Source organism: Streptomyces montanisoli (assembly GCF_017813245.1).
GTDB lineage: Bacteria > Actinomycetota > Actinomycetes > Streptomycetales > Streptomycetaceae > Streptomyces > Streptomyces montanisoli.
Genome location: NZ_JAGIQL010000084.1, coordinates 1 through 15,856 on the forward strand (window position 1 = coordinate 1; position 15,856 = coordinate 15,856).

The 15,856-nt window shown below is 71.6% G+C and carries 18 protein-coding genes; 7 read left to right on the forward strand and 11 right to left on the reverse strand.

Translation table 11 applies throughout. The features are described 5' to 3' along the window. Positions 1 to 513: diacylglycerol kinase family protein (locus tag JFN87_RS19800; protein ID WP_504739782.1), on the reverse strand; the 513-nt coding region annotated here is incomplete at its 3' end. 157 nt (positions 514 to 670) lie between these two features. On the opposite strand from JFN87_RS19800, the gene JFN87_RS19805 reads away from it, so the two are divergent. Both JFN87_RS19805 and JFN87_RS19810 read left to right on the forward strand, forming a co-directional pair. Next, positions 671 to 1,954 (forward strand): adenylosuccinate synthase, encoded by a 1,284-nt coding sequence (locus JFN87_RS19805; protein WP_209341791.1) that lies wholly within the window; start codon positions 671 to 673, stop codon positions 1,952 to 1,954. Between the two features lie 225 nt (positions 1,955 to 2,179). Further along, positions 2,180 to 3,349 (forward strand): serine hydrolase domain-containing protein, encoded by a 1,170-nt coding sequence (locus tag JFN87_RS19810; protein WP_209341796.1) that lies wholly within the window; start codon positions 2,180 to 2,182, stop codon positions 3,347 to 3,349. Between the two features lie 39 nt (positions 3,350 to 3,388). Here the strand turns inward: JFN87_RS19810 and JFN87_RS19815 are convergent, their stop codons facing one another. Continuing rightward, positions 3,389 to 4,462, reverse strand: coding sequence for an alkene reductase (locus JFN87_RS19815; protein WP_209341798.1), 1,074 nt, complete (start codon positions 4,460 to 4,462; stop codon positions 3,389 to 3,391). Positions 4,463 to 4,592: 130 nt separating this feature from the next. Here JFN87_RS19815 and JFN87_RS19820 point away from each other — a divergent pair, with 130 nt between their 5' ends. Next, entirely contained in the window at positions 4,593 to 4,976 is a 384-nt protein-coding gene (locus JFN87_RS19820) for a MerR family transcriptional regulator (RefSeq protein WP_209341800.1), read from the forward strand. Between the two features lie 114 nt (positions 4,977 to 5,090). Here the strand turns inward: JFN87_RS19820 and JFN87_RS19825 are convergent, their stop codons facing one another. Further along, entirely contained in the window at positions 5,091 to 5,495 is a 405-nt protein-coding gene (locus JFN87_RS19825) for a MerR family transcriptional regulator (protein ID WP_245180518.1), read from the reverse strand. A gap of 183 nt (positions 5,496 to 5,678) precedes the next feature. Between JFN87_RS19825 and JFN87_RS19830 the strand changes: the two genes are divergently transcribed. Both JFN87_RS19830 and JFN87_RS19835 read left to right on the forward strand, forming a co-directional pair. Beyond that, the gene (locus JFN87_RS19830; RefSeq protein WP_209341802.1) at positions 5,679 to 6,737 is read left to right on the forward strand and encodes an aldo/keto reductase; all 1,059 of its coding nucleotides are present in this window, start codon (positions 5,679 to 5,681) and stop codon (positions 6,735 to 6,737) included. Between the two features lie 51 nt (positions 6,738 to 6,788). Further along, positions 6,789 to 7,391, forward strand: coding sequence for a hypothetical protein (locus JFN87_RS19835; RefSeq protein ID WP_209341804.1), 603 nt, complete (start codon positions 6,789 to 6,791; stop codon positions 7,389 to 7,391). Between the two features lie 30 nt (positions 7,392 to 7,421). Here the strand turns inward: JFN87_RS19835 and JFN87_RS19840 are convergent, their stop codons facing one another. The 4 genes from JFN87_RS19840 to JFN87_RS19855 form a co-directional block, all read right to left on the reverse strand. Then, positions 7,422 to 7,658, reverse strand: a complete 237-nt coding sequence (locus JFN87_RS19840; protein ID WP_209341806.1) for a DUF397 domain-containing protein — start codon at positions 7,656 to 7,658, stop codon at positions 7,422 to 7,424. Next, positions 7,658 to 8,491, reverse strand: coding sequence for a helix-turn-helix domain-containing protein (locus JFN87_RS19845; protein WP_209341807.1), 834 nt, complete (start codon positions 8,489 to 8,491; stop codon positions 7,658 to 7,660). The genes JFN87_RS19840 and JFN87_RS19845 overlap by 1 nt, the downstream gene beginning before the upstream one ends. Before the next feature lie 592 nt (positions 8,492 to 9,083). Continuing rightward, on the reverse strand, positions 9,084 to 9,278 hold the full coding sequence (locus JFN87_RS19850; protein ID WP_209341834.1) for an SDR family oxidoreductase: 195 nt from the start codon (positions 9,276 to 9,278) through the stop codon (positions 9,084 to 9,086). A 56-nt stretch (positions 9,279 to 9,334) separates the two neighbouring features. Continuing rightward, on the reverse strand, positions 9,335 to 9,781 hold the full coding sequence (locus JFN87_RS19855) for an ester cyclase (RefSeq protein ID WP_245180533.1): 447 nt from the start codon (positions 9,779 to 9,781) through the stop codon (positions 9,335 to 9,337). Between the two features lie 87 nt (positions 9,782 to 9,868). On the opposite strand from JFN87_RS19855, the gene JFN87_RS19860 reads away from it, so the two are divergent. After that, positions 9,869 to 10,774 (forward strand): LysR family transcriptional regulator, encoded by a 906-nt coding sequence (locus tag JFN87_RS19860; RefSeq protein WP_209341810.1) that lies wholly within the window; start codon positions 9,869 to 9,871, stop codon positions 10,772 to 10,774. A 253-nt stretch (positions 10,775 to 11,027) separates the two neighbouring features. Here JFN87_RS19860 and JFN87_RS34565 read toward each other — a convergent pair whose 3' ends face one another. The 4 genes from JFN87_RS34565 to JFN87_RS19880 all read right to left on the reverse strand — a co-directional run bounded on the left by JFN87_RS34565 (position 11,028) and on the right by JFN87_RS19880 (position 14,101). Further along, on the reverse strand, positions 11,028 to 11,198 hold the full coding sequence (locus JFN87_RS34565; RefSeq protein WP_372449257.1) for a type II toxin-antitoxin system RelE family toxin: 171 nt from the start codon (positions 11,196 to 11,198) through the stop codon (positions 11,028 to 11,030). A 70-nt stretch (positions 11,199 to 11,268) separates the two neighbouring features. Continuing rightward, entirely contained in the window at positions 11,269 to 11,529 is a 261-nt protein-coding gene (locus JFN87_RS19870; RefSeq protein ID WP_209341813.1) for a type II toxin-antitoxin system Phd/YefM family antitoxin, read from the reverse strand. 56 nt (positions 11,530 to 11,585) lie between these two features. Continuing rightward, positions 11,586 to 12,221, reverse strand: coding sequence for a hypothetical protein (locus JFN87_RS19875; RefSeq protein ID WP_209341815.1), 636 nt, complete (start codon positions 12,219 to 12,221; stop codon positions 11,586 to 11,588). A 107-nt stretch (positions 12,222 to 12,328) separates the two neighbouring features. Continuing rightward, positions 12,329 to 14,101, reverse strand: coding sequence for a serine/threonine-protein kinase (locus JFN87_RS19880; RefSeq protein ID WP_209341816.1), 1,773 nt, complete (start codon positions 14,099 to 14,101; stop codon positions 12,329 to 12,331). A 239-nt stretch (positions 14,102 to 14,340) separates the two neighbouring features. Here JFN87_RS19880 and JFN87_RS19885 point away from each other — a divergent pair, with 239 nt between their 5' ends. Beyond that, positions 14,341 to 15,708, forward strand: coding sequence for an aspartate aminotransferase family protein (locus JFN87_RS19885; RefSeq protein ID WP_209341817.1), 1,368 nt, complete (start codon positions 14,341 to 14,343; stop codon positions 15,706 to 15,708). The last annotated feature ends 148 nt before the right edge of the window (positions 15,709 to 15,856 follow it).

Below are 15,856 nucleotides of genomic sequence, written 5' to 3' on the forward strand. Positions count from 1 at the left end.
GGCGTCGGCGGGCACACCCCGCAGGAGATGCTCGACAGCGCCCGCACCGTACGGGTCAGCGGCGACGGCACGGCGGCCCTCTACCGCCGGGTGGACGACACGGAGGCCGAGCGGCGCGCCGACCCCGTCGAGCACCGCGCGCGCCGCAGCCACCGTGCCCGCCGGCACGCCGAGCGCGCACGCCAGCGCCAGCTCGCCCGCCGTGCCCACCGGGACCAGCGACAGCGCCTCCCCCGTGAGCTCGCGCTCCCGGTGCAGCAGGGCGACCGTGCGCAGCAGCGCGCCGTCGTCGCCCACCACCACCGGCCGCCGGTGGCCGCGCCGCACGAGGGCGCGGTCGAACTCCTCAGGCGTCTCGGGCAGACAGATCTTGGCCGGCGCGCCCGCACACAGCACGTCTTTCGCGATACGGACGGATTCGCCGTCGCTTCTTCGCGCGAGCGGGTCGATGACCACCAGGAGCTGTTGTGGCTGCTGCCGTGTGCCGTGGGCGGCGAATTCCGGAGCCGACACCTCGGTCCTTCCTCGGGTAGCATCTTTGTGCAAGAGCCCCTTGCGCTATTGCGCCAGGGGCTTCGTCTATTCCGGGGCAACCGGTTCGACGGTTCGGGCTGTGCCGCACGCCGCCCCCTGACCTTGGACATGCCCCGCCCGGAAGGGGTGTACGCCTGTGCCCGCACTTGTGCTGCTCGGTGCTCAGTGGGGTGACGAGGGCAAGGGGAAGGCCACCGACCTGCTCGGCGGCTCCGTCGACTACGTCGTCCGCTACCAGGGCGGCAACAACGCCGGCCACACGGTCGTCGTCGGCGACCAGAAATACGCGCTGCATCTCCTCCCGTCGGGCATCCTCTCGCCCGGCTGCGTCCCCGTCATCGGCAACGGCGTCGTCGTCGACCCCGCCGTCCTGTTCTCCGAGCTGAGCGCGCTGGGCGAGCGCGGGATCGACACGTCCAAGCTGCTGGTCAGCGGGAACGCGCACCTGATCACCCCGTACCACACCACGATGGACAAGGTGACGGAACGCTTCCTCGGCTCCCGCCGCATCGGCACCACGGGCCGCGGCATCGGCCCGGCGTACGCGGACAAGATCAACCGCGTCGGCATCCGCGTCCAGGACCTCTACGACGAGTCGATCCTGACGCAGAAGGTCGAGGCAGCGCTCGACTTCAAGAACCAGCTCCTCGCCAAGCTCTACAACCGCCGCGCCATAGAGGCGGGACGGATCGTGGAGGAGCTGCTGAAGTACGCCGCGGAGCTGCGGCCGTACGTCGCCGACACCACCCTCGTGCTCAACCGCGCCGTCGACGAGGGCAAGGTCGTCCTCTTCGAGGGCGGGCAGGGCACACTGCTCGACATCGACCACGGCACCTACCCCTTCGTCACGTCCTCCAACGCGACGGCGGGCGGCGCCTGCACCGGCTCGGGCGTGGGTCCGACGAAGATCGACCGGGTCATCGGCATCCTCAAGGCATACACCACGCGCGTCGGCTCGGGACCCTTCCCGACGGAGCTGTTCGACGACGACGGCGAGGCGCTGCGCCGCATCGGCGGCGAGCGCGGCGTGACGACGGGCCGCGACCGGCGCTGCGGCTGGTTCGACGCGGTCATCGCCCGCTACGCGACGCGCGTCAACGGCCTCACGGACTTCTTCCTGACGAAGCTGGACGTGCTGACGGGCTGGGAGCGCGTGCCGGTGTGCGTCGCGTACGAGATCGACGGCAAGCGCGTCGAGGAACTCCCGTACAACCAGAGCGACTTCCACCACGCGAAGCCGGTCTACGAGTACCTGCCCGGGTGGTCGGAGGACATCTCGAAGGCGAAGACGTTCGCCGACCTGCCGAAGAACGCGCAGGGCTACGTGAAGGCGCTGGAGGACATGTCGGGCGCGCCGATCTCGGCGATCGGCGTGGGCCCCGGGCGTACGGAGACGATCGAGATCAACTCGTTCATCTGAGACGCGCGGTACGCGGTACTTGGCGGTACTCGGCCCGGTGCGCGCGCCCGGAAACGGCGCGTGCACCGGGCCGCGTCGTGCCGCGCCACGCGCATGCCCGCTGACCGGCGGAATACCGGATGTCGGCCCCCGGTTTCCGGACGGGAGGACGGTGCGGAGACAGTGCCCGGCCGCCGGTGTGCGTACCGGCGGCCGGGCACGAGCGAGGAGCGGGGGACGTACGGCATGCCGGAGAAGCCGGAAGTACGCGGGACGGTGGCGCCCGGGTTCGAGCGGGTGCGCGAGGAGTTCGCGGCGGCGCTCGCCGAGGAGTCGCACAACGAGCCGGGCTCGCAGCTGACCGCCTACATCGGCGACCGTCTCGTGGTGGACCTCGCGGCGTCCGACGACTTCCCAGGCGAGAGGCTGACGGGCGTCTACTCCGTCACCAAGGGCGCCACGCACCTCGTGTTCGCGCTGCTCGCGCAGGACGGTGTGATCGATCTCGATCGCCGGGTCGTGGACTACTGGCCCGAGTTCACCGGCGGGGGCAAGGAACGCCTGCGCCTACGCGGCCTGCTGGCCCACGGCGCCGGGCTGATCGGCCTCCACGACCGGCCGCTGACACTGGCCGAGATCGCCGACGACCGTGTGCTGGCCGAGCTGCTGGCGGCCGAGACGCCGTTCTGGGAGCCCGGAAGCGGCTACGGCTACCACACCTACGTGATCGGCGCGCTCACCGGCGAGGTGGTCCGCAGGGCGACCGGCTCCTCGATCCAGGCGCTGTACGAGGAGCGGGTCCGCGCCCCGTACGGGCTCGACCTCTACCTCGGACTGCCTGAGGCGCTAGAACCGCGCTACGAGCCGGTCCGCGCGATGAACCCGACCAGCAGCGAGGCCGCGTCGCCGGACGCGGAACCCGACGACCCCGCGAGCCTGGGCGGGATCGCCTTCCACTTCACCCCGGACAGGCACGGCCTCGACTTCGCCGTCGACGTCCCGAACACGCGCGAGGTGCGCGCCAAAGGGCAGGCGTCGGTCGGCGGCATCGGCAACGCGCGCGGCGTCGCGGGCCTGTACGCGGCGGCGCTGACGGGCCTCGGCGGGCGGCCGCCGCTGCTGAAGCCCGCGACGATCGCGGAGTTCTCCACCCCGTACCTGACCGGTACGGACCTGGTTACCGGCGGTCGCGACCAGTTCGGCCTCGGCTTCGAGCGCCCGGTGACGGCGTTCCCCGCCCTCGGCCAGGACGCCTTCGGGCACTGCGGCATGGCGGGCTCGCTCGGTTTCGCCGACCCGCGCAGCGGCCTGGCCTACGGGTACGTACGCAGGCGCTTCGCCTTCCCCGGCGGCACGGCCCCGGAGAACGCCAGGCTCGTCCGGGCGCTCACGGAGGCGGCCGCCGACGCGGCGTGACGTCGCGGACGGCCGCCCGGCGTCCGCCCGGTCGCGGGCTCAGGCCGCGTACGGATAGGCCGGATACGTGAGGTAGCCGGTGTCGCCGCCCGCGTAGTACGTCGCCTCGTCGGCCGGCGCGATCGGCAGTCCGCCGCGCAGCCGCTCGACGAGGTCGGGGTTGGCGATGAAGGCGCGGCCGAAGCTCACGAGGTCGGCGCCGAGCCCGAGCCAGCGGTCCGCGTCGTCCCGGCCGGTCTGCTTCGGCCCCATGGGGAGCGTCGGGTTGACGACGAGCGCGGTGGGCCAGACGCGGCGCAGGGCGATCAGCACGTCCTCGTCGGTGGTGGCCTCCAGATGGAGATAGGCGGGCTCAAGCCGCGCCAGTTCCGTCAGCAGGGCCGTGTACAGCTCCGGCACGTCGCTCTCGCGCACGCCCCAGAACGTGCCGCCGGGCGAGAGCCGGATGCCGGTGCGCTCGGCGCCGATCGCGTCGACGGTCGCGGCCATCGCCTCGACGGCGAACCGGATGCGTCCGGTCACGGAGCCGCCGTAGCCGTCCGTGCGCAGGTTGGCGTTGGACGACAGGAACTGCGAGATCAGGTAGCCGTTGGCGCCGTGCAGCTCCACGCCGTCGAACCCCGCGTCGACCGCGCGGCGGGCCGCCTCGGCGTAGGAGCGCGCCTGCCCAGGCACCTCGGCGGTGTCCAAGGCGCGTGGCAGCGGCGCGGGCTGCGGGCCGCTCGGGGTGAACACGTCGCCGACGGCGGCGACCTCCGAGGGTCCGACGGGCCGCAGCCCGGTCGTCTCGGGGTGCGAGACCCGCCCGCCGTGCATGATCTGCGCGAAGATCCGTCCACCGGAGGCGTGCACGGCGCCGGTCACCGGACGCCACGAGGCGACCTGCTCGTCCGTGTGCAGCCCCGGCGTGCCCGGGTTGGACTGGCCGACCACATTGGGCTGCACGCCCTCGCTGACGATCAGCCCCGCCGTGGCACGCTGCGCGTAGTACGCGGCCATGGACGGCGTCGCGAGACCTCCGGCGGCGGCGCGTACCCGGGTCATGGGGGCCATGACCACGCGGTTGGGCAGGACCAGCCCGCCGAGCCGGTAGCTGTCGAAAAGGGACGTCATGTCGGGTTCCTCCGCCGTTGGCCGACGTGCCCGCTTCCCGGACACGTCGGCTACCGTAGAACCTGACGTTGACGTCAGAGGCAAGCATCTGTGGCGCGGATCACCGCAGGTGGATTCGAGGGAGGACAGCGTGCGAATCGGAGAACTCGCGGCGCGTGCTGGGGTCAGCGTCCGCTCGGTGCGGTACTACGAGGAGCAGGGCCTGCTCGCGAGCAGGCGCAGCGCGGGCGGCCAGCGCCAGTACACAGAGGACCAGGTCGGACGGATCGAGTTCATCCAGAGCCTGTACGCGGCGGGCCTGTCCAGCCGGACGATCCTCGACCTGCTGCCGTGCGCCGACGCACCCAGCGAGAAGAACTCCGACGCGGCGCTGGAGCGCATGGCCCAGGAACGCGACCGCCTGTCCGAGCACATCGCCGACCTGGTGCGCACCCGGGACGCCCTCGACACCCTCGTGGCGGCGGCCCGCACGTACCGCGAGACGCTGCGGGGCTCGACGGCGCTCGCAGGCTGACCACACCGGCGAAGCCGGGCACGCCCGCGCCGGCGGCACCGGGCAGGCCCACGCCGATGGCGCCGGGCACGTCCGCGCCGATGGTGCCGGGCACGCCCATGCCTCACGCCGGCGTCAGCGATGTGCCTCGGGGGCGTGGCACTCGCCCGGCTGCGCGCCGTCGAGGATGTCCTCGTACACCCGGACCTTGTGGCTGATCAGGTCCATGCACTGCTGGAGCTGCCGCATCTGCTCCGTGACCCGTCGCTGGTGTGCGCGGAGCAACTCGACGCGCTCCGACTCATTGCCGGCCCCCTCCCGCGCGTACTCGGTGTACCTGCGCAGGTCGGGCAGCGGCATACCGGACGCGCGGAGGATCACGCACACCCGCAGCCAGTCCACGTCTTCCTCCGTGTAGACGCGGCGGCCGGCCGAGTCGCGGGGGACTCCATTGAGGAGGACGCCCTCGTGCTCGTAGAAGCGCAGGGTGTGGATGCTGAGACCGGTGCTCCGAGCGACCTCGCCGATGCTCAGGTTCATGCCGTCGAGCATACGGGCGGTGCGGGTCGGCCGGGCCTGCCCGGCCGGGGCGGGTGACGACCCCGCGGGGATGCCCCGGGGCGCGATTCCCACTTGATCTCCAGTCGACTCAAGCCCATAGCGTGCGGGACGCCGGCGCCAAGAAGGCGGCCGGCACGTCGGTTCATGGCAGAGGAGAAGCTCATGCGTTACCGCACGCTCGGGGGGACCGGCATCGAGGTGAGTGCGTACTGCCTCGGCACGATGATGTTCGGCGCGGTCGGCAATCCGGACCACGGCGAAGGCGTCCGGATCATCCACGCGGCCCTGGAGGCCGGCATCAACTTCGTCGACACGGCGGACATGTACTCCGCCGGGGAGTCCGAGGAGATCGTCGGCGAGGCCCTGCGCGGGCCACGCCGGGACGACGTCGTCCTCGCGACCAAGGTGCACTTCCCGATGGGCGAGGGCAGGGGCAGGAGCGGCAATTCGCGGCGGTGGATCATACGGGCCGTGGAGGAGAGCCTGCGCAGGCTGGGAACGGAGTGGATCGACCTCTACCAGGTGCACCGCCCTGATCACACGACGGACATCGAGGAGACCCTGGCCGCGCTGGGTGACCTGGTACGGGCGGGCAAGATCCGCGCGTTCGGCTGCTCGACGTTCCCGGCCGAGGAGATCGCGGAGGCGCACCACGTCGCGGAGCGCCGCGCCCTGCCGAGGTTCAGGACGGAACAGCCGCCGTACTCGATCCTCGCGCGCGGGATCGAGACGTCCGTGCTGCCGGTGTGCCGGCGCTACGGGATGGGGGTGCTGACGTGGGGCCCGCTGGCGTCGGGGTTCCTGACGGGCAAGTACCGGGCGGGCCGCACCGTCGACCTGACGGCGGGACGAGCGCGGCTCAACCCCGAGCGCTTCGACCCCCGGGAGCCCGTCACGGCGGCGAAGCTGGAGGTGGTCGAGCACCTGGCGGGGCTGGCCGACGAGCTGGGCTGCACGCTGCCGGAGCTGGCGACGGCCTTCCCGCTGGCGCACCCCGCGGTGACGTCGGTGATCATCGGGCCGCGCACGATGGAGCAGTTGCAGCGTGCGCTGCGGGGCGCGGCTCTGGAGCTGGACGACGCGGCCCTGAACAGAATCGACGCGATCGTCCCGCCGGGCACGAACGTCTACCACCCCGACGGCGCCTGGCGGCCGCCGTCGCTGACGGACGTACGGGCGCGCCGCAGGACAAGCGGCGAACGCGCGGCGGCCTCGGCCTGACGAGTCCGTCGCACACTGGAGGCCCACGAGTGGAGCGAGTGGAGAGCTGCGATGAGTGACGGGTTCTTCCTCTGGTACCGCACCACCTGGAGCGGCCAGGAGGCCGCAGGGCTGCTGACCACGCTGGACGCGTGCGGCCTGCGGACGACGAATCCGGGCAGCGGCCGCGTCTCCCTGATCAGCAACGGCCCCGGCAGCTACGGCGAGCAGGCCTTCACCACGAAGGCCGAACTACTGCAGCGGATGGCGGCCACGGCGGACGCGACCGGCACCGTCGACGAGGTCAACTTCCAGCTGTGGGCGGACGCCGACGCCGACGTGTTCACCCGCGTCCGCCGGCTGCCCGGCGGGGTGACGTCGCTGGAGTTCGGCCTCGACGGCCTGGACGGGGAGCAGTTGAAGCACTCGGTAGCCGCGCTGCTGCGCACGCTCGACACCTACCGCGACGGGACGCTGGGCTTCGTCCTCGACCGCCAGGGCGAAGGCGAGGAGCTCGACTGGGACGCCGTGTTGACGGGCGCGGCGGCCCGGATCGCCCCGCTGCCCGACACGCTCGGCCTGCACCGCGCGTACGTACCGCTGCACCCGGAGCTGGCGATGGCGGAGGCCAAGCCGGTCGAGTACGGCGACCTGCTCGTCTTCAATCTGAGGTAGGCCGCCGTCGCCCGCCCCCGCCGGGCCGGTTCAGCGCGCCCAGCCGAGAAAGCCTGCCCAGGCGTCCGGGGCCACGGTGAACGCCCCGCCATCCACGTTCTTCGAGTCGCGGACGTGGACCGCGTGCGGGCAGGCGGCGACCTCGACACACTGGCCGCCGCTGCCGTCGCTGTAGCTCGACTTGCGCCAGGCGTAGGCCACTTCTACGCACTGGCCGCCCGCATCGCTGCTGTAGGTTGACTTGAACCACCGCAGGTTGCTGGTCATCAATCTTCTCCTGCCAATCGTTCGATGAGGGCCAGCGAGTCGTCCGGACTCAGTGCCTGGGCCCGGATCTTCGCGTACCGCTGAGCATACGTGCGGACCTTGGACGAGTCCTTGATCAGGAGACTCTCGTCCTGAAGCTCAAGGTAGACGAACCGGTCGTCCTCCGGTGTCTCGATGAGAGTGAGAGAGCCCCGCTCACCTGCGTACTCGCCGCGCAGACCGGCATCGAGGGCCAGCACCTGGATGGTCACGTTGCGCAGGCGGGCCACCTCCGCAAGGCGCCTCAACTGTTCGCTCATGACCTTTCGGCCGCCCAGTTGGCGCCTCAACGCAGACTCGTCCACGATCACTTCGACCAGCGCTGTCGGGCGCCGGGAGAACAGCGCCTTCCTCGCCATCCGTGCTTCGACCAGTTCCTCGACCTTCTCGTCAGTAGGTGGCGGGAAGCTGCCACCGATCACGGAACGTGCGTACTCCTCGGTCTGGAACAGGCCGTTGATCAGGTGGGTCTCGTAGACATAGATCGCCACCGCCCGCTGTTCCAGGGGCGCGAAGTCCTTGAATTTCCTCGGGTACTTGTCCAGCCGTACGAACTCCCGTGCCTCATCGAAGATGCCCAAGCCGTCGCCCAGGACGCGCTCCAGCGCCTCCAGCATCTGGTCGCTCGCGGGCTGCGAGCCCGTTTCCATCGCGCTGACCGCCGAGCCCGTGAAGCCGATCTCCTTGCCCAGTTCCTCTTGCGACAGCCCTTTTTGTTTGCGGAGGATGCGCGCGATGCGTGCGACATAGCGGGTCGTCGTTCCCGCCGTTTCCTTGTTCTCCGAACGTGCCATCCCTGCTCCTGCCTTTCCGTCTCAACCGGCCTCAACCGGTCAGCAATGGTCGCCGCCCGACTTTCAGGCACCTGTGGGGACGACAGTGCTGGTCAGGAGCGTTACTACCGTGCGCGTGGCACTATGGAAAACGGTAGCCAGAAGCCGCTTTGATGTCGCCATGGAACCAGAAACTCGTCCATTAAACGCGTGGATTCCGGCTACCGGTTACGCGCTTCGGAAGGCCGGTGTGCAATTCGATGCCGTGCGCGTCGACGCGGAGGACGGGCGTCGACTCGCGGAGGTCATGGAGTCGATGACCGGAGGAGACCCCGGCCCCATCGTGCAGCAGGCCAATGGCGCACGGAGCATGTACTTCTTCCTGCCCGTGCACACCACGCGGCGCCGGGTGTGGCCGCCTGGTGTGACGACGTTCAACGCAGCGGGCCTCGCGGCGAGTTACGTGCCCGTTCCTGCCCTCAACGGGCACACGTGGCCGTTGACGTGGTTCGCGGAGCCCACAGAGCCGGGGAGGTTCGTGCACCCACTGCTGCTGCGGCACGCGGCGCTGGACGTCCTCAGCCGGACCGGCCGACCTCCCGGCGGCGTCGCGTCAGAACGCCTCCAGGAACCCCGCGTCGACGGCGAAGTCGGCGCCGACCGTGCTGGCCGACCGTGGTGAGGCCAGCAGCAGGATGGTGTCAGCGACCTCGGAGCCGGTCATCGCGGCGAAGATGTCCGCCGCCCCGCCCGGCTTGGTCCGCCGGGCCGTCCGTACCGCGCCGGGGGAGACGGTGTTGACGCGAATCCCCTACCGTCCCGCCCCAGGCGCCCGCCCACGGGCCCCGCTCGACCTGAGGATTCCTAGCTTCCTTCGGCGCCCAGCCGGCGCAAGAGGCTGCGGTTGTCGGTGCGCACCCACTCCTCGACGAGGCGTCCCCGGTCGTCGAAGCGGAAGATGTTGAGCAGGTCGAACACGATGCGTTCGCCGTTGGGCGGCAGCGGACCGGCCGGTGACTGGGTGAACTCTCGGGCGAAGGTGCCCTCGATCCATGTCTGGCACGCCATGTGGTCACCTTCCGCCACCACGATGCCGCGCCGGATCGACCGGTCGTCGAAGGCCTCGCGCACGGAGTCGAAGTAGGCCGTGAGTCCGGCGTAGTCGGACTCGAAGCCGTCCGGCCCGTGGAAGCGGAACTTCTCCCTGTCGAAGTACGTCGCGGTCTCGGCCGGATCCTCGCCCGACACCTCCAGCTCCCCCGCGCGGATCAGTCGCGCCACCAGTTCATTTCGAGTGAATCGCTGTGTCATGTCACCAGCGTGCGTCTTTCCAGGCATGCGGTCCAACGATGATTTCGCACGGTTTCCATGACGAACACGCATGTTAGGCTCGCGGCCATGGCCGAGTTCACCCTCGCGGGCCTCCGCGTCGTTCACCAGGTCGCCGCAGCGAGATCGTTCACCCGGGCCGCCGAGACGCTCGGCTACACGCAGTCGGCCATCTCCCGCCAGGTAGCCGCCATGGAGGCGGCGGCGGGAGCACCGATCTTCGACCGCGGGCGACGAGGCGTGGCGCTCACCCCGGCAGGCCAGGTCCTCGTCCGGCGCGCGACGGAGATTCTCGCCGACATGGCGGCGACCGAGCTGGAACTCGCCGGGCTGCGTGACCGGCTCGCGGGCCGCCTCACGATCGGTGCCTACCCCACCGCCGCCATGGCGTTGGTACCGCGCGCGATGGCGCAGGTGATGTCCGGCCACCCGGGTCTCGCCGTGATCCTGGCAGAGGCCTCGACGCCCGCCCTGCTCCGGCGACTACGGATCGGCCGGCTGGACGTGGCGGTCATCGGGGTCGGCCACGGCCTGCCGGATTACGACCTGAGCGAACTGCGGCAGACCACAGTGCTCCAAGGGGACCTTCTGGTGGCCGTCCCGGACACGCACCGGTTCGCCGGCCACGCCGGCATCACCGTTCCGGACCTCGCCCAGGAGCACTGGATCGCCGGGGACGGCGCGACGGGCGAGCCGCAGTTCGGAGCCTGGCCGACGCTGCCGGACCCGCACATCGCCCACACCGCGCGCAGTTGGTCGACCCGTCTCGGCCTCGTCGCGGCCGGCCTGGGCATCACTGTCATCCCCGATGTGGCCCTACCGGCCCTGCCGGCAGGTGTGCGAGCCGTGGCCGTCACCGACAGCTCCTGGCCCGGACGCGCCAGTGTCGCCGTGACACGGCCACGCCCTTCCGCGCAGGCACAGGCGATGGTGACGGCGCTGCGCAATCAGGCCGCCGGTCTGCGCAACGCCTGAATCCGGACGGGCCGGTTCCGACCGTTGACGGGCACCGCATGGCCGTTGACGTGGTTCGTGGAGCCCACAGACCGGGTACGTCCCACCGATCGGCTGCATCAGTACCCCGCCGGAGTCGAAGAGGACAGCGCGGAGATCGTCGGGGGCCGCTCGCTGAGTCGTCATCCGGGCAGCCTGGCGTGGACATGCCCCGGTAGTCGATGCCCTCCCTGGCGGGCACAACCCACCAGGTTGAGCACCTCCCGTGGCCGGGTCAGCGCAAGCGGCCGAGATGGATGACGCTGACGCGCACCCGCCGGTCGCTGATCTCGTACATCACGCGATAGAGCCCGACGTGGATACGCAGTACTTCGTCGCTGCCGAAGGCCCCTTCCGGGCGTGGTTCGTCAGCGAGGCGATCGACGGCGGTGAACACCTGTCGCACGCCCGCGGGGTCCTCCTTTGCGAACCGCTCGGCTTGTGCGAGGCCCCCGGCTCCCGGATGGCCTCTTGGCTCACGTCCCGACCGCGCCGAAGACACGGCGGCATGCCTCGTCGTGCGGGACCCCTGCGCTCTCGCCTCGCGCCTGGCGGGCGCGGTAGGCGCCCAGCGCCCGCATCTCCCGCAGTTCGAGGGCGTCGGTGGGGCTGACGAGTACGGCGATGGTCCGGCCGTCGTCGGTGATGGCCGCCGGTTGGCCCGTGGCGTTGACCTCGTGGGCGATGGCGCCCAGCCGGGCGCCGGCCTCCGCGATCGAGTAGGTTGTCTCCCTCATGATCCGTACTCTAGGGAACGTGCACGCCACGCCGATCGGGGCGAGGCTGGGGCGCCTCAGGCGGCCGAGGCGGCCTCCGCGCGGCGGCACAGGCCCGCGTAGAGGATGAGTGCCGTCGACACGGCGAACAGGACGCCCGTCGCGGCGAGCGTGCCCGATGGCACGGCGCGGGAGCCGTTCGCCTCCGCCCATGGGTGCAGGACGCCGAACGGGTCGCGGAAGAGGACCACGCGCTGGCCCGGCGCGAACTGGCCGACGCAGTTCTGGCGTTGCGTCAGCTCCTCGGACACCCCGTCGGCGTCGAGGACATGGCAGTGGGTGCCAGGCGTGATGCGTGCGCTGACGGTGTGTCCGAGCCGCTTCGCGTACAGCTCGTACGTCGTGGGGCCCGCGAGGAACGGGAGCGTGAAGACCGACACCGCGGCGAGCGTGGCGGCGACGGGGCGGCTCCAGCCCGCGCCCGCGATGATCCCGGTGGTGGCGACGACCACGAGCGTGACGGCGATCCCGAGGTAGAACAGGCCGAACGGGTACTGGCTCAGGAAACCCGCCGCCACAGCCGCGAGCGGCAACAGCAGCGCCCACATCAGGCTGTTGAGGATCCGGAGTGGGGGACGGGCCGTGGCGATCGCGGTGCCGGCCGGGGCTGCCTGGTCGGCCGGTGCGGACGGTTGTGACTGCTGCGTGCTCAACGTCGTGCGCCCCCTGGCCCGGAAACCAATGCCGTCTGCCCCCGCCCGCACTCACGAGGGTGCGGGTCAAACGGTTCCGTCGCACACTTTATCGAGCCGTCCCGTCGCTAGCCGCGTTTGTACGTCTGCGACTTGCCGCCGGCCGTCGCGCGGCGCAGGGTGCCGTCCGGCTGGATGGTGAGCGTGGTCGGTGCGCCCGGTGCGCAGGACGACTTCGGCTGGCCGACCTTCACCGAGGACGGCCCGATCCGGAGCGGGGACGCGGCCGCGCCCGAGGGCCGGGCGGCCAGCGGGGCGGTGAACTCGCAGTGGTAGCCGCGCTTTCCCTTCGCGGCGCCGTCCGCCGTCAGCACGAGGACGGTGTCCCCGGCCTTCCCCTGCTTGATCACCAGCCGCCTCGGGCTGTAGCCGTCCTTGGTCCGCACACCACCGTTCCAGGTGCCCACGAAGCGCTGTGGCACGTCGCCCTTGGGCGAGGGAGAGGGCGAGGCCGACACCGACGAGGATGTGGACGCCGTCGAGACGTTCGGGGGCGGCGGCGGGAGGGCGGAGGCGTGTGACGTTGCGCCCGAGGCCGAGGAGGCCGATGAGGCCATGGCGCCGGTCTTGGGGCTGCCGCTGCCCATGACCGAGTAGACGGCTCCGCCCGCGCCTATCGCGACGACCACGGCCACGGCGATCAGCGCGACGGTGGCGCGCTTGCTGCGCGCCGGGGGCTCGTCGCCGCCGTCGGCGGGGTGAGCGGCAGGGGCATCCACATACGCATCGGCGAACGAGGACGGTGGCGGGAGCGGGTGGCCGAAGGCAGGGGGCTGCGGCTGCTGCTGGCGGGGGAGGGGTTGGTGGTAGTCGTGGTGTCGCAGCGGGTAGATGTACGGCTGTTGTGTTTGTTGCTGTTGTGTTGGCTGCTGGGCTGGTGGTGGTAGTGGTTGGGCGCGTTGTGGGGTCGGGTCCGCGGGCGGTTTCGGGGTGGCCGACAAGCGGACCGTGTGCTGGGTCAACTCACCGAGCACGTCCGCCGGGAGCCACGGTTCGCCCGCCGTCTCCGGTCCCCCGACCCGGCTCAGGACCGCCCGCGCCGACGGCCGCCGCGCCGGGTCCTTGCTCAGGCAGTCCCGTACGAGCCGGCCCAGGCCCTCCGGCAGCCCGGAAGTGTCCGGCTCCTCCTGCGTGATGCGCAGTTGCAGCGCGTGCGCGCTGCTGTCCGTCCCGCCGAACGGGAGGCGGCCCGTCGCCGCGTACGTCAGCACCGAGCCCAGGCTGAACACGTCGGACGCGGCCGTCACCGCCTCGCCGCGTACCTGCTCGGGCGACATGAAGCCCGGCGATCCGATCAGCGCGCCCGTCAGCCGCAGCCCGCCGTCGGTGGCCGTGTCCAGGGCACGGGCGATGCCGAAGTCCCTGACGAGCGGGCCGCGTTCGGTGATGAAGATGTTGGACGGCTTGAAGTCGCGGTGAACGAGGCCCGCGCCGTGGATGTCCTCCAGCGCGTGGGCGAGCCCGGACGCGAGGACGCGCACCGAGCGCGCGGGCAGCGGGCCGTGGCCCGTACCACCGCCGGGGACGAGCGACACGAGCGACAGGAGTGTGGGGGCCGCGACGTAGTCGCTGACCACCCAGGGCACCTCGGCCTCCGTGTCGGCGTCCACCACCGGCACCGTCCAGGCCCCCGTGACCCGCCGTGCCGCCGCGACCATCTCGCGCAGGCCGGCGCGGAACGCGGGCTGGCCGGCCAGTTCGCGCCGTACCACGCGCACCGCGACCGTGCTGCCGCCCTCCGAGCGCCCAAGGTAGACCCGGCCGAGGCCGCCGGAGCCGAGCCGTGCCAGCAGCCGGTACGCGCCGACGCCGCGAGGGTCCTGCGCTGAGAGCTTCTCCATGGCCGAGCGGCGCCCCTCCCACGAGCCGATGGCGCCAACCGTTCCCCGTCCAGCGCGGGAAGAGCGCCTCCGTCCCGCGAGAGACTGCCATGCCTGCCGAACCGCGGCCCCGGCGGGGGAAGCGTGAGGGCGGCGAAGGGACTCCGGTGGCCGCGGGCGACATCCTGCCCAGGAAAGTGGCCCACTCCATACAGGGTGGCGATACCCGTCCCCACCTGCCCGTCCCTACCCTGGCGCCCATGACCCCTCTTCCCTCTCCCGACCCGCAGGCCGGCGCCGCCGTCAAGGCCGCCGACCGCGCGCACGTGTTCCACTCCTGGTCCGCGCAGGAACTGATCGACCCGCTCGCCGTCGCCGGCGCCGAGGGGTCGTACTTCTGGGACTACGACGGCAACCGCTACCTCGACTTCGCCAGCGGCCTCGTCTTCACGAACATCGGCTACCAGCACCCCAAGGTCGTCGCCGCGATCCAGGAGCAGGCGGGCCACCTCGCCACCTTCGCGCCCGCCTTCGCGGTGGAGGCGCGCTCCGAGGCCGCGCGCCTGATCGCCGAGCGCACGCCCGGCGACCTCGACAAGATCTTCTTCACCAACGGCGGCGCCGAGGCCGTGGAGAACGCGATCCGGATGGCGCGCGTCCACACGGGCAGGCCGAAGGTGCTCTCCGCGTACCGCTCGTACCACGGCGGGACGACGACGGCGATCAACGTGACCGGCGACCCGCGCCGCTGGGCGAACGACAGCGGCGCGGCCGGAGCCGTGCACTTCTGGACGCCGTTCCTGTACCGGTCGCCGTTCTACTCCGCCGACGAGGCGGAGGAGTGCGCACGCGCGCTCGAACACCTGGAGTCGACGGTGCGCTTCGAGGGCCCCGGCACCATCGCGGCCGTCATCCTGGAGACCATCCCGGGCACGGCCGGGATCATGCCGCCGCCGCCCGGCTACCTCGCGGGCGTGCGGGAGATCTGCGACCGGCACGGCATCGTGTTCATCCTGGACGAGGTGATGGCCGGGTTCGGCCGCACGGGCAAGTGGTTCGCGACCGAGCACTTCGACGTCGTGCCCGACCTGCTGACCTTCGCCAAGGGCGTCAACTCGGGCTACGTGCCGCTCGGCGGCGTCGCGATCTCCGGCGCCATCGCGGAGACCTTCGCCAAGCGGCCCTTCCCCGGCGGGCTCACGTACTCCGGGCACCCGCTCGCGTGCGCCGCCGCCGTCGCCACGATCGAGGTGATGGCCGAGGAGGGCACGGTGGAGCACGCGGCGCGCATCGGCGAGAGCGTGCTCGGGCCCGGGCTGCGCGAACTCGCGGAGCGCCACCCGTCGGTGGGCGAGGTGCGCGGCATGGGCGCCTTCTGGGCGCTGGAGCTCGTGCGGGACCGCGAGACGCGCGAACCGCTCGTGCCGTACAACGCGAAGGGCGAGGAGAACGCGCCGATGGCGGCGTTCGCGGCGGAGTGCAGGAAGAACGGGCTGTGGCCGTTCGTGAACATGAACCGTACGCACGCGGTGCCGCCCTGCAACGTCAGCGAGGCGGAGGCCGAGCAGGGCCTGGCGGCGCTGGACGCGGCGCTCGCGACGGCGGACGAGCACACGACCGCCGCCTGAGCCGCCCGGGTAGCGGCCCGAGCCTGGGCCGCCTGGGCGGCGGCCCGAGCCTGGGTCGCCTGAGCCGCGGCCCGAGCCTGGGCCGCTGACGGGCGGCCCAGGCGTGGGTGCGCGGCAGGTCGTACTGTGTCGGAAGTCATTTCCGCGC